Raw genomic sequence first — 12766 nt, forward strand, 5'->3', positions numbered from 1 at the left:
GGCATGGGCCCCATGCCTTCAGGCTGGCTTGACCGAAATCAAAGATTACCCCAGCATGTTCTGAGTTCACCCAATTTTAATGTGGATATTCCCTGCCATGCGTCTCACCCTGCATACGGATTATGCCCTGCGTGTTCTCGTCCATGTGGGGCGGCAGAATGGCGATCTGGTCACCATCAACGAGATCGCCGAGCGCTACGGCATTTCCAAGAACCACCTGACCAAGGTTGTGCACCAGCTGGGGCGCTCGGGATATCTGGAGACTGTGCGGGGCAAGTATGGCGGTGTCCGCCTGCTGCGCCAGCCCGAGGATGTGAAGCTGGGCCAGTTCATCCGCGAGACCGAGGACGATTTCGCGCTGGTCCGCTGCATGCGCTGCGACTCTCCCGACGAATGCCGCCTGAATGCCGGATGTATCGCCCGTGACGCGCTGTCGTCGGGTCTGTCGGCCTTCTTCAAGGTTCTGGACGGTTATACCCTGGCAGACATGCTCGATAACGAGCGCCAGGCGGCGGAATAATCCCAGCCTCTGGATAATCCGGGCACTGTTTCCTTGCTCAGGGCTGCCATCCCCGTGAGAGCGGGAATGATGAAGACGGGTAAGGACGGGGTTCCTTCATCCGATGGCCTGGGCATTATCCTACGGATGGGTTTTCACTTTGCTGCATCTGGTGTATCCCTTTGCCGTCATAGAGCTTTGGGGGGGAGGGGAAAATGGCCGCCTTTGATAACGCCGACAACGAGAACGAGCTTCGGGTCATCAACGAGTTCCTGGAAGAGCTGCGCGACACCGCCAGCCAGCTTCAGGTGCTGGTCGGCAATATGCGGTCTAAAAGCATCACTCCGGCCGATGGTCTGGCCACCCTGAAGCGCGAGGCCAGCAATCTGCGCAGCACCGCCCAGGGCCTGTCCCTGCCCATGATCAAGCTGGTCACCCACCGTTTCGACGAATATGTGGGCGAGCTGAAGGAAGCTGGATCGGCCGAACTGGATGAAATCCAGGTTTTCGTCGACAAGATCGAGAAGCTGGCCGATGGCGAGCAGATCTCCGAGGCCGATGCCCCCGCCGTGGTGCGTTCCCTGCCCGCCAAGCGCACCGCCGACATCGATTTCGGCAAGATCGAGAAAAAGAACGTCGAGATTTTGCTGGTGGTGCCGGAGAAGGCCATGTCGCGCATCGTCGAGCGCGAACTGGCGGCCTGCGGCTATCGCACATCCACCATCCGCGACGGCTTTTCCGCCATGGAGACCGTGGTGCGGACCCGCCCAGACATGGTGATCGCCTCGGTGGAACTGGGCCTGCTGTCGGGCGTCGATCTGGGCTGTGCGCTAGGCGCCATGCCGGTGACCGAGAGCATTCCCTTCGCCCTGTTCACCAGCTATGAATGGGGCAATCCCAAGCTGAAGGGCCTGCCGCCCAGGGCGTCGCTGATCCGCAAGGGGGCTAAGTTCGGCGACGATCTGGCCGAAACCCTGGCGCGGTTCAACATCACCTAAAGACAGCCGCCATGACGTCGTCCCGCTCCCGCTATCTTTCCGTCATGGGGCGGGAACTTCATGTCACCGAATGGGGGGATGAGGCCGCGCCCGCCCTGGTCATGTGGCACGGCCTGGCCCGGACCGGACGGGATTTCGACACCCTGGCGGCCCATTTCTGCGACCGCTACCGGGTGGTCTGCCCCGACACATTGGGACGCGGCCTGTCGGGCTGGTCTCGGGTGCCCCGGCGGGACTACACCCTGGCCGCCTATATGAAGCATGCCTTGGAACTGCTCGGTCTGTTGGGCATCGACCGCGTGACATGGATCGGCACCTCCATGGGGGGCGCGTTGGGCATGCTGCTGGCGGCGGGTCCCTTGGCCGGGCGCATGGACCGGCTGGTGATGAACGATATCGGCCCCACCCTCAATCCCGTGGCGGTGGAGCGCATCCGCAACTACCTCGCCCAGCATCCCAGCTTCCGCACCATGACCGAGTTCGAGGCCTATCTGCGTCAGGTCTACCGGCCTTACGGTTTTCAGACCGACCTGGAGTGGCGGCGCATGACCGAGACTTCGGCAAGGCGGCGCGGCGACGGGCGCATCACCCCCCATTACGATCCCGCGGTCATGCGGGTCTTCGCCGAAACGGCGGGCGATTACGAGGCCTGGGGCGAATACGACCTGATTACATGTCCGACACTGGTGCTGCGTGGCGCCGAATCCGATCTCTTGCTGCCCGAGGTGGCCCAGGAGATGACCCGGCGCGGTCCCAAGGCAAGGCTGGTGACGGTTGCGGGCTGCGGCCACGCCCCGTCCCTCAATGTGCCCGAGCAGATCGGGGTGATCGAGGATTTCCTGGCCTGACCGGCCCGCCACGGGCCGAAACCCAAGACAGGCTGTGATCAGTCCCTGATGCCGAACTTGCGCCACAACCGGGTCAGGGTTCCGTCCAGGTCCATATGGGTCAGCAGGCGGTCGATCTCGTCGGTGGAGATCGGTCCGTTGGTCCGCACCAGGGCACGGTGGGCATAGCGCTGGTCAAAGCGTTCGGAGACCAGCAACCGGGGGGCGGCATCGGGATGAGTCCGCTGCCAGCGCTTGAGATAGGCGTCGGTGACCACCGCCACGTCGCCCCTCTCCTTGAGGATCATTTCGATGCTGGCGGCATTGTCCTTGACCAGAATCATGCGAAAACGGGACGCCAGCACGGCCGGGTCGGCCTCGAATCCAGCGAAACCGTAGTGATAGCCCAGGATGCCCACCATGCGCTTGCCCGTCAGGTCGGCGAAGTACTCCTGTCCTCTCTCCGGCTTGGCCTGGGCGATGTACAACTCGCCGCCGTCCAGATAGACCCGCGAGGGCTGAATCGGCAGCTTGCGCTCGGTCCAGCCCCAATCGGGGCTTTCGAACAAGATGACGTCGAACTGGCCCGCCTCGAAATCCTTGTAGCGGCGGTTGGGCGAGGTGGGCACGAACTGGAAGACGTAGCGGTCCTGATGGGCGTTCATGGCCTCGATCAGTCCCAGGGCCAGACCCTCGGGTTTGCCCTGGGCGCCGGCCTCCACGAAGGGGGCGAACTCGTATCCCCCCACCTTGACGATCTGTGCGGCCCAGGCAGGCAGGGCCGACATCAAGCTCAAGATGATGAGAGCCGCTCTCAGCATCGGCCATCCCCTTCGCTACATTAGGTCACAACTCGCGTACTATGCCCTATGGAGGTGGGATGGGGAAGGGGGGAAGATGCGTGGAAGGGGTGAGGGGATCAGGCCAGGACGCGGTTGCGGCCTTCGGCCTTGGCACGGTACAGCGCCGTATCGGCGCGGGCCAGGATCTGATCCAGGGATGTCTCCTCCGCCCTGCGTTCGGCGACGCCCAGGCTGGTGGTGAGGCGAAGCGGTGCCTCATTCTCGCCCAAGGGCAAGACGATGGCCGCCACGGCTTCGCGCAGGCGTTCCGCGACCAGCAGGGCTCCGGCCAGGGGCGTTTCCGGCAGCATGGCGGCGAATTCCTCGCCCCCCAAACGGCCGAAGGAATCGATTTCGCGCAGATTGGCGCGGATGGCGGCGGTGGCGGCTTTCAGCGCCCTGTCCCCCACCGCGTGCCCGTGGCGGTCGTTGACCTGCTTGAAATGGTCGATATCGATCATCAGCACCGAGACGGAGCCGCCATAGCGGCTGGCCCGTTCAAGCTCCTGTTCAGCCACGACGAAGAAGGCACGGCGGTTGAGGCAGCCGGTCAGTTCGTCGGTGGTGGCCAGATGGCGCAACTGGCTTTCCATGCGCTTGCGTTCGGTGATGTCGGTGACGATGCCGATAGTGCCCATGGGTTCGTCCGGCATGCCGCGGCAATCGCTGATCACCATTGCCTTGTTGACCACCAGGGTGCGCGGATCGCCCGGCCGGTCGAGGGACGCCTCGAAGGCCAGCCCACCCGGCCCGCCCGCTTTAAGGCTCATATCGGCCAACTGGTCCAGCCCGGCCAGGGGCTGGGGCAGGACCGAATGTGCGGGCTGGCCGTGCCAGTCCGTGCCGTCCACGGCGAACATCTCGCGGAAGGCGCGGTTGTAAAGTCGCAGCGAGCCGTCGGGATCGGTGAACCACAGGGGATTGGGCAGGGTTTCCACCAGGCTTTCGGCGAAGCGCCGCGCCTCGTCCAACTGGCAGGTGCGCTCCTCCACCCGGCGTTCCAGATTGGACGCCATCGCCTCGATGGTCGAGAGGTGAATCCAGGAACGCAGCCCGCCGATCAGCGAGGTGAACAGCTTCTGGGCGGTCAGTTCGGTCTTGGAGCGGTAGTCGTTGATGTCATAGGCCAGCATGACGTCACGCTCGGGCGCTTCGCCCGGCTGGCCGGTGCGCAGGACGATGGCGAGGCGGCGGTTGCCAAGATCGTCGCGCACATGGCGGATCAGAGACAACCCGGCATCGGGCGTCTCCATCACCACATCCAGCAGCATCACCGGAATGTCGTCGCGCGTGCTCAGCACGGTGCGGGCCTCGGCGCCCGACATGGCGCTGATCACCTCGAACCCTTTGCCCTGGAAACTGAAATCGCGCAGCAGAACCCGCGTCATGGAATGAACGTCGGGGTCGTCATCCACAACCAGGACAGGCCAAGTGGCATTTCCGTCGGCCTCGGGGCGGCTTTCCGCCCGACGCAGGGTAAGTTTGACCTTGTCGTCCGCGCTTTTGCTCATGGGCTTATGCTCTACCCCTGAGTTGAGCCAAGCCACCCCCGCATTGAACCGGAGTGTGACGAAGGATTAGAGCACCGAGCCTCAAATATGAGGCGCGGTGCTGATGAGAGCATTGAGCGAGCGGCCAAGGGCGCGGAGGCGCCCGCTAAGGCAGAGGGCAAAATAAATGAAGCCAAAGCGTGATGCATATTTAAGGCATCACGCTTTAGGGGCTGAGCGGCATGGTCATGGTGAAAACGGTGCCGCCCTCCTTCGGGGATTCGGCGCTGACGCTGCCGCCCAGCGGGCCTGTCACCAGATTGTATACGATGTGAAGCCCAAGGCCCGACCCGCCGCTGCCCCGCTTGGTCGTGAAGAAGGGATCGAAGATGCGCCCCAGATTGTCTTCTGGAATTCCCTTGCCGTCATCGGCATAGATCAGCCGCACGCCGCCAGTCCCCTGGCGCTCCACCCGGATGGACAAAGTGCCCAGTTCCCCCGGTTCGAAGCCATGGACCAGGGAGTTCATGACGAAATTGCCCAGCACCTGGGATAGGGCGCCGGGATAGCTGTCCATGATCACGCCTTCGGGGCAGTCCAGGCACACAGAATGGCCCGCTTGCCGCAGATGGGGGCCCAGACTGAACAGGGTCTCGCGGATATAGGTGGCCAGATCGAAGCGGCGCCGTTCCGACGAGGTGCGGTCCACCGCCACCTGCTTGAAACTGCGGATCAGTTCGGCGGCGCGTTCCACATTGGACAGGATCAGAGATGTCGTATCCTTCACCGTGTCCATGAAGCGCTCGAAGTCGTCCACCGAGATATCATCGGCTTCGAACAGTTTGCGCATGGACCCGGTGGAATCGGCCAGATGGGAGGCGCAGGACAAGGCGATTCCCACGGGCGTGTTGATCTCATGGGCGACACCGCCCACCAGGGCGCCGAGCGAGGCCAGCTTTTCCGCCTGAACCAGGGATTCCTGAGCGGCTTTCAGATCTTCCAGGGCACCTTCGGCCTCGGCCTTGCGCTTGCCCAACTCCTGGTTGACCGAGGCCAACTGGGCCTGAAGGCGGTCGGACACCCGCACGAGGCGGCGTTGTTCGCGCACGCTGCGGCGGTATGCCTCCACCAGGGAGGCAATACCCTCGCGGACGGGTTCGGGGGCACTGTCCAATTGGCGGCGCAGGTCTTCGGCCTGCTCCAGGCTTTTCTCCTCGGCGTCGAAGAGGTTGAAGCCGCTCAAGGGGACTACTCGACCGCCACCAGATTGAAGGTGACGTGATCCAGATCCTCGCTGAAATCCTCGCCGAACTCCTTCATGGTGTCGTCGTCGGCGGCAAAGAACCAGTTGACGGTGAGCCGGCAGCCGGAGGCCGCGGCCTGATCGAGCATCTGAAACATGTTCATGAGCGCCTTGGCGCTGGAACTGTTGAAATAGGCCATGTCGAAATCGAAGGTCACCTCGCGGCCCTCGGTCGCGGCGAAAAAGGTCTCCAGGGCCGAGAAGATGGGGCCGAACACCGCCGATGCGTCTTCGGGATAGGATTCGCCCTTAAGGCTGAGACGCCCGGCGGCGAAATCGAAATCCACCGCAGGCGAGCGTTCCGTAGCCGCGATCGTCAAGTTATCCATAAGCACCTCAGATGGAGACCTTCATACAGAAGAAGAACTTCTGATCGTCGATGGGGTCGAAATCGAATTCGATGGGTTCGCTGGCGCGCCGGGCGATCTCGATCAGTCCGATGGTGGCGCCCTTGCTCTGCTCTTCCGGCGCCTCGCGGAGCTGCTCCTTGTAATAGGCCTTGATGGCGTCCCGGTCCATGGAGCGCAGCAGTTCCAGCCTTTGGCGCAGCCGGGGCTCGTCGGTGGCCAGCACCACATTGGCGCAGACGATGAAGAAACGGTCGTTCTCGGTGCCGATGGTCACCATGCCCGACGACAATTCGATGGTTTGGCCCGCGTCGCCGGACAGCTTTTCGGCGGAATAGCGGATGATGTTCTGGGCCTGCTCCACGAAGACGGAGAACACCTTCTTCACCGTGGTGATGTTGGCGTCTTCCAAGGTCATCTTCTGGCGAAGGGCATTGCCCAGGGAATACAAGATCTCCTCGGACAGATAGCCCGAGAACGAGAAGATGATGCCGCGCTGGTCGAGATCGTGTTTGAACGACCTGTATTGCTTCGCAAGCATGCTGGCTACCTGTTGCCTTCGCCGAGATCAAGGACGGTATCATCGGGGACGGGGGCGCTCAAGCCGTCTTGCACCGGATCGATGCCCTCGGCGCCCGGGCCGGGAGACGGACGCAGCCGCACCGTGAAGCAAGAGCCCCGCTGCAACTGGCTTTGCACCGTGACGGTGCCGCCATGCATTTCGACAATCTGGCGGACCATGTGCAGACCGATGCCGGAGCCGGGGATGCCCTTGGAATTGGCGGCGCGGTGGAAGCGTTCGAAAATATTGTCCTGATCTTCCTCGGGAATGCCCATGCCCTGGTCGGTGACGCTGATGGCCACATCGCCGCCATCGGCGGCGGCGGCCACGAAGATGTCGGAGCCCGCGGGGGAGTACTTCACCGCATTGCCCACCAGATTGTTGATCACCAGGGCGATCATACCGGGATCGCCCCAGACGGCCAGGCCTGGCGTGAATTGGGCGCAATAGCGATGGGTCGGCGAGGCCACCCGGTAATGGGACAGCGCCACTTCGATCATGGGACCGATATCGAAGGACTTTTCGTGTAAGACGATGCGGCCGCTTTCCAACTGTTCGTCGGCCAGACAGGTGTCGATCAGGCCCAAGAGGCGCTGCACGCCGCCCCGGATGGTGTCCAGGCGGGCGACGCCGCCGGGATCGCTCTTCTCCACGCGGATGCGCAGCATCTGGGCCGAGGAATCGATGATGGCCAGCGGTGTGCGGAATTCGTGGCTGACCATGGACAGGAACTGGCGCAACTGGCCCTTGGCCTCGGTTTCGCGCAGCAGCGCGGTCTCGGCGCGGGTTTTGGAGCGGTCGAGCGCCAGATTGCTTTCGCGCAGTTCGGCGGTGCGTTCCTCCACCTTGCGCTCCAGCGCATTGTTGAGCCCGGCCAGTTCGGCATTGAGCCTTTCGATGGTGGTGATGTCGTTCCAGGCCCGAAGCGCGCCCACCAGGGCGGTGAACATCTTCTGGGCGGTCAGTTCCGACTTGCTCTTGTAGTCATTGATGTCATAGCCCAGCACCACGTCGCGCTCGGGCGCGTCACCGGGTTGGCCGGTGCGCAAGATGATGCGGATGCGGCGGTTGCCCAATTCCTCGCGGATATGGCGGACCAGACGCAGACCGGCATCGGGGGTCTCCATCACCACGTCCAGCAACACCACCGGAATTTCCGGCTGGAGGTCGAGGATGGCGGCGGCCTCGGCGGCCGAGGTGGCCTCGATGCATTTGAACGGGCGGCCCATATAGGACAGATCGCGCAGAACGACCCTGGTCATCTGGTGGACCTGTTCGTCGTCATCGACGATCAGCACCGGCCATGGCGGAGCAGCGGGGGCGTGGGCGGAAGCGTCGCCGCGTGGCTTTAACGAGAGTTTGCGCGGCTCCGCCATCGGCTATCGCAGGCCGACGGGCGCCGCGAAGGCGTAACCGACGCTGTGAACCGATTCGATGGGCAGGGGATGGCCGAATGTCTCGTCTCCCTTGGCCCGCAGGCGCCGGACCATGGAATCCACCGACCGGTCGGCCGGGTCCCAACCGCGTTTGCCCAAGGCCCGAAAGATTTCGTCCCGCGACACCGGCTCGCCCGGACGCGAGACCAGCAGCGAGACGAAGACCCGCTCATTGCCGGTCAGCTTGATGGACTTGCCGTCGGGCGCGATCAGCGTCCAGGTCAACTGGTCGTAGATCCATTCGGTGGGAACCGGCGAAGCCGCGGAGGGCTGGGCCGGGGTCTCGTCGGACATACGGGGTTCCGCCTGACTCGGAGCGGGCTGCGAGACGCGCATGCGCCGGGCCAGGGTGCGGACCTGGGCTTCCAGTTCGCGCAGTTCCACCGGCTTGACCATGTAGACATCGGCGCCGACTTCCAGGCCGACCACCCGGTCGACGTTCAAGCCCCGCGCCGTCAGCATGATGATGCCCACGTCGGAATGGGACCGCAGCCGTCCGGCGATGGAAAAACCGCCCTCTCCCGGCAGATTGATGTCGAGAATGATGATCTCGACGGAACGTTCATCCAGAGCGCGGTCAAGCTCCTTCCCGTCGCCGCAGCCGATGACATCGTGCCCGCACGCCGAGAGGTATTCGACCAGATCCGCCCGAAGAGGAGCCTCGTCCTCGACTACCGCGATCCGCGCCATTGGGTTGAAACCTCCGAAAATCATTGCGACAGGAAAATCATAAACACCGAGTTACGTACAATAACAAGTCGTCGCACTATGTGACGAGGTGTTCCTGCGGAGGGGACGGTAAACTGGCCTATCACGGTGGAATCAAGGCCTGGGGCCGCTTTGCTGGGGCATGGCCCGCGTCATGTTTCGTTACCGGCCCGTTTGGCATAACCGTAAGGCATATGGGGATTGTGGGAATTATTCCAAAGAACCAAGGCTTTTCCGCGCATTGGCGGCGTGCCCTTATCGTCGCGCGACATCGGTCCTGAATTGTGGTTGGCGAATATGTGGTCTCACTATCGGAGTGAATATTCATAAAAGTGACGATCTCTGCGTTCGCCGGGGGAAATTCATCGCAGCCGGTCGGTCATCGGCGCCTTGGTGTCCGGCTGCGTTTCAGCCGTGGAGGGGGATTCAGGTCTTCCGTCGGAAACCCCTGAGGCGGCGTAGCCGGGAGTTGCAAGACCTCCTCGCTCCGCTGGGACGTGGGCTCTTGCTCGATCTCGGGCTCGGGAGCAGGCTCGGGAGCGGGGAGGGCGGCAGGCGGGCTGGATCGGGTTTCGGCGGGCCGGGATTGAATCTGGGTGCTCAGCACCTCGACGGTCTGCAACAGCGCCTGCAGCTTGGCCTTGAGGTCGTCGATGGAGGCGCTGTCAACGGGTGCCGCGCTCTTGCCGCGCGCCTTGGATGTCTTGGTCCGGGGCGTCTTGGCTTTCGACCGGGGCGCCAGGGCCGCCGCCCCGCCGTTCAGGAAGGAATCCAGCCAGCGCTCCACCAGATCCGGTGTGGCGCCCAGGGCGGCGGCGACCTGTTCGCGGTTCTCTCCGGCCAACACCCGCATGACCGCCTCGGTCTTCTGGATATTGGCGAAACGCTTGCGCTGGGGAACGACCGGCACCGGCAATCCGGCGGGGCGCGGCGGCGCGGACACGGAAACCGACTGCGGCGGCGTGGGTGGCGGCATGGGCGCTGCAGAAATGAGTCCCGGCGGAACGGCATTTTGCGGGGCGGGGGCGGCGGATGGGCCCAGGGCCTGCATGATCGGGCCCAGACGGGGCTGGGACGCGGCCAGACTGTCGTCCGGTGCCAGCGCGCCCAGCAGCTGGGTTCCTAGCTCCTGTTGCTGCGGCACCAGGCGCTCGATGATCTTGTCCACTTCGGCCCGCGCGGCGGCGGCGGCATCCACGACCGGCCGGAACGCCACCCGCTTTTCCATGAGCTCCAGCAATGCGGCCGTGTCCTTGGCATAGGCCTGGGGAACCGCCGGATCAGCGCCTGTGGTGTGCTGGACGAAGCGGCGCACCCGCGCGGGGATGCGCCGCAACAATCCGGCCCGGCGGGTGGACAGGACCTTGAAGTCCATCACCTTGATCAGCAAGGCGCCGTGACGCCGGGGATGAAGATGCTCGAACAGATATTCGATCAGTTCCACCTCGGCGAATTCCAAAATCAGGAAGTTTTTTTCCTGGGCCTGCCAGTTCAGAATGAAATCGCAGATCTCGGACAGTTGGGCGGCCAGCTGATCGGTGAAGATGGCCGGATTGAGCATGGTCCAGGACTTGCCGCTGGTCATGGGCAGGCGGCCGGGGCGGCCGAAATTGCGGGTCAGGTTGCGGGCCACCGCCAGCAGAACCCGGTTGCCCGAATGCCGCGTTCCGCGCGGAAAGCAATCGTGCAGGAGATCGGCGGCCTCGAAATCCTGGGAAGGGGGCGGCTCCGCCAGCAGCCGGTCCAGGGATTGAAGATTGCCAGGTACGATCACCTCGCCCTTGTCGGGCAATTGCCGCAAGGCCGAGCGCAGGCGGGCCAGGGCCGCTTCCGGGTCGAAGGGCGCCGCAGCATCGGGTTCGGCCATGTCCGTGGGCGGCGGCGCGGGCGGCGGAGCCGTCACCAGGCTGCCGGTCATGGCCGGGCGCTGTAAGGACTGCATCATGCGCGACAATTCCCCGCGCGCCTGTTGCATCAGGGCGTGACGCTCGGCCGGATCGGCCAGATAGCGCCAGCCAGCCGCGATGCGGCCCAGACCCCGGCGCAAGGGCGCCAGGACTCCGCCCGCCTGGGATGCCGGAACACCGCTGGTCTCGGCGACGGTCAGCCACCCCCCTCCGGTGGCGGGCGGCGGCACCTCTTCCTCAGCCGTGGGTGGCGGTGGCATATGCAAATTCGTAACGTCCATGTTCGTCCGCCGCGCGTTCCATGCACCCCGCTTAAGGCGGAATTTAACCTAAGCCGTGCCCAGGGTACAATCGAACCCCTTGATCAAATTTTAATTATTCCGTGGAAAGCTCCAGTTTAATTTCTTGAGGGTGGATATTGACGATGATGACCGGAAAAGCCTTTGCTGGTTTGGCCGTGGCCGCCAGCCTGTGCCTGACTTCCACCAGCCTGCGCGCCGAGGAGGCCGAAGCCGCCCCCAAAGGGTTCTGGGAACGCGATACCCTGACCGGCGATTGGGGCGGATTGCGCACCGATCTGGCCGAGAAGGGCATCAAGGTCAATGCCGCCTATACCTCGGAAGTGTTGGGCAATGTCTCGGGCGGCATCAAACGCCGCGCCGTGGCCGACGCGCTCTTGCAGGTGGATGTGGATGCCGATCTGGAACAGGCCATAGGTTGGAAGGGCGGCGCCTTTCATGTGACCGGACTGAATATCCAGGGACGCCAGCTTTCGGCCAATTTCATCGGCAACCTGATCCCCGTGCGCGATATCGAGGCCGCGCCCTCGACCCGGCTGTTTTCCCTGTGGCTGCAGCAAAGCATGCTGGACGACAAAGTGTCGCTGCGCTTTGGTCAGATTCCCATGCAGGAGGAATTCTTCACCAGCGTGGTCGCCACCAATCTGATCAATTCGGCTTTCGGCTGGCCCGGCGCCTTCGCCGCCAATATGCAGAGCGGCGGCGGCGGCTATCCCGTTTCCAATCTCGGCACCCGGATCAAGGTTCAGGCCACGGAAGAGGTGGCCGTGCTGGGCGGCGTGTTCACCGGCAATGTGGCGCCCGGCACCAATGCCGGCAACGATGCCCAGAAGCGCAACCGCAGCGGCGTCGATTATACGGTGGACCAGGCGCCCGTGTGGTTCTCCGAGATGCAGTACGGCATCAACCAGGAAAAGGGTGCGGCGGGCCTGCCCAAGATGTTCAAATTGGGCGGCTGGTACTACAACGGCCGCGCCACCGACCAGCGCTATGATATCGCAGGCGTCTCCCTCGGCAGCAATGCGGCGGGCTCCGCCCGGACCGTTCGCGGCAATTGGGCGGCTTACGGCATATTCGACGGCATGCTGTACAAGGAGGCGGGGACCGAGGATCTGGGGCTTTCCGCCTTCCTGCGCGTCACCGGTCTGCCCGACGACCGCAACCAGATGCCGTTCTATTTCGACTCCGGCCTCAGCTACAAAGGGCCATTGGAAGGCCGTGACGACGATGTGGCCGCCATCGGCTTCGCCTTCGGCAAAATGAGTTCGGCCCTGGCGGCGCGCGACGCCGATGCCCGTCGCTTCGGCACCGCCACCGCGCCCGATCACGATTACGAGGCGGCCATTGAACTGACCTACCGCTATCAGGTAACGCCTTGGATGACCCTGGTGCCCGACGCCCAATATGTGGTCCATCCGGGTGGCACCACCACCTTGCCGGAAAACTCAAGGAAGACCATTCCGGACGCCACGGTGCTGGGCCTTCGGACGGTGTTCAAGCTGTAGGTTCTTGCGGATTCCCGAAGCGTCGATTATACCTTGCGGGCTG

Annotated in this window: 12 protein-coding genes; 4 read left to right on the forward strand and 8 right to left on the reverse strand. The window is 63.7% G+C overall.

Features of this window, described 5'->3' with window-relative positions; all coding sequences use genetic code 11:
• Positions 1–97: 97 nt before the first annotated feature.
• The 3 genes from CCC_RS03245 (at position 98) to CCC_RS03255 (ending at position 2345) form a co-directional block, all read left to right on the forward strand.
• Positions 98–520, forward strand: a complete 423-nt coding sequence (locus CCC_RS03245; RefSeq protein WP_009869282.1) for an RrF2 family transcriptional regulator — start codon at positions 98–100, stop codon at positions 518–520.
• A gap of 194 nt (positions 521–714) precedes the next feature.
• Positions 715–1497 (forward strand): PleD family two-component system response regulator, encoded by a 783-nt coding sequence (locus CCC_RS03250; protein ID WP_009869281.1) that lies wholly within the window; start codon positions 715–717, stop codon positions 1495–1497.
• Positions 1498–1508: 11 nt separating this feature from the next.
• Positions 1509–2345 carry an alpha/beta fold hydrolase gene (locus CCC_RS03255; protein WP_009869280.1) on the forward strand — a complete coding sequence of 279 codons (837 nt, stop codon included), beginning with the start codon at positions 1509–1511 and terminating at the stop codon, positions 2343–2345.
• 38 nt (positions 2346–2383) lie between these two features.
• On the opposite strand, the gene CCC_RS03260 is transcribed toward CCC_RS03255, so the two are convergent.
• The 8 genes from CCC_RS03260 to CCC_RS03295 form a co-directional block, all read right to left on the reverse strand.
• Positions 2384–3145 (reverse strand): substrate-binding periplasmic protein, encoded by a 762-nt coding sequence (locus CCC_RS03260; RefSeq protein ID WP_009869279.1) that lies wholly within the window; start codon positions 3143–3145, stop codon positions 2384–2386.
• A 98-nt stretch (positions 3146–3243) separates the two neighbouring features.
• Entirely contained in the window at positions 3244–4677 is a 1434-nt protein-coding gene (locus CCC_RS03265) for a sensor domain-containing diguanylate cyclase (protein WP_009869278.1), read from the reverse strand.
• A gap of 205 nt (positions 4678–4882) precedes the next feature.
• Positions 4883–5899 carry a sensor histidine kinase gene (locus tag CCC_RS03270; protein ID WP_009869277.1) on the reverse strand — a complete coding sequence of 339 codons (1017 nt, stop codon included), beginning with the start codon at positions 5897–5899 and terminating at the stop codon, positions 4883–4885.
• Between the two features lie 5 nt (positions 5900–5904).
• A complete protein-coding gene (locus CCC_RS03275; protein WP_009869276.1) occupies positions 5905–6288 on the reverse strand; it encodes a DUF1987 domain-containing protein in 384 nt (127 codons plus the stop codon).
• 7 nt (positions 6289–6295) lie between these two features.
• Complete coding sequence (locus CCC_RS03280) at positions 6296–6847, reverse strand: SiaB family protein kinase (RefSeq protein ID WP_009869275.1); 552 nt, start codon at positions 6845–6847, stop codon at positions 6296–6298.
• 5 nt (positions 6848–6852) lie between these two features.
• On the reverse strand, positions 6853–8244 hold the full coding sequence (locus CCC_RS03285; RefSeq protein ID WP_041039774.1) for an ATP-binding response regulator: 1392 nt from the start codon (positions 8242–8244) through the stop codon (positions 6853–6855).
• A 3-nt stretch (positions 8245–8247) separates the two neighbouring features.
• Complete coding sequence (locus CCC_RS03290) at positions 8248–8994, reverse strand: response regulator transcription factor (protein WP_009869273.1); 747 nt, start codon at positions 8992–8994, stop codon at positions 8248–8250.
• 397 nt (positions 8995–9391) lie between these two features.
• On the reverse strand, positions 9392–11200 hold the full coding sequence (locus tag CCC_RS03295; protein WP_041039776.1) for a helix-turn-helix domain-containing protein: 1809 nt from the start codon (positions 11198–11200) through the stop codon (positions 9392–9394).
• A gap of 143 nt (positions 11201–11343) precedes the next feature.
• Here CCC_RS03295 and CCC_RS03300 point away from each other — a divergent pair, with 143 nt between their 5' ends.
• Complete coding sequence (locus tag CCC_RS03300; protein ID WP_052472922.1) at positions 11344–12723, forward strand: carbohydrate porin; 1380 nt, start codon at positions 11344–11346, stop codon at positions 12721–12723.
• The last annotated feature ends 43 nt before the right edge of the window (positions 12724–12766 follow it).

The sequence above is a fragment of the Paramagnetospirillum magnetotacticum MS-1 genome, assembly GCF_000829825.1.
Lineage (GTDB): Bacteria > Pseudomonadota > Alphaproteobacteria > Rhodospirillales > Magnetospirillaceae > Phaeospirillum > Phaeospirillum magnetotacticum.

Bases quoted from the DNA above. Each gene is read 5' to 3' on its own strand.
- CCC_RS03280 (WP_009869275.1), bottom strand. From the start codon at position 6,847: ATGCTTGCGAAGCAATACAGGTCGTTCAAACACGATCTCGACCAGCGC.
- CCC_RS03300 (WP_052472922.1), top strand. From the start codon at position 11,344: ATGATGACCGGAAAAGCCTTTGCTGGTTTGGCCGTGGCCGCCAGCCTG.
- CCC_RS03265 (WP_009869278.1), bottom strand. From the start codon at position 4,677: ATGAGCAAAAGCGCGGACGACAAGGTCAAACTTACCCTGCGTCGGGCG.
- CCC_RS03275 (WP_009869276.1), bottom strand. From the start codon at position 6,288: ATGGATAACTTGACGATCGCGGCTACGGAACGCTCGCCTGCGGTGGAT.
- CCC_RS03295 (WP_041039776.1), bottom strand. From the start codon at position 11,200: ATGGACGTTACGAATTTGCATATGCCACCGCCACCCACGGCTGAGGAA.
- CCC_RS03290 (WP_009869273.1), bottom strand. From the start codon at position 8,994: ATGGCGCGGATCGCGGTAGTCGAGGACGAGGCTCCTCTTCGGGCGGAT.
- CCC_RS03285 (WP_041039774.1), bottom strand. From the start codon at position 8,244: ATGGCGGAGCCGCGCAAACTCTCGTTAAAGCCACGCGGCGACGCTTCC.
- CCC_RS03245 (WP_009869282.1), top strand. From the start codon at position 98: ATGCGTCTCACCCTGCATACGGATTATGCCCTGCGTGTTCTCGTCCAT.
- CCC_RS03250 (WP_009869281.1), top strand. From the start codon at position 715: ATGGCCGCCTTTGATAACGCCGACAACGAGAACGAGCTTCGGGTCATC.
- CCC_RS03260 (WP_009869279.1), bottom strand. From the start codon at position 3,145: ATGCTGAGAGCGGCTCTCATCATCTTGAGCTTGATGTCGGCCCTGCCT.
- CCC_RS03255 (WP_009869280.1), top strand. From the start codon at position 1,509: ATGACGTCGTCCCGCTCCCGCTATCTTTCCGTCATGGGGCGGGAACTT.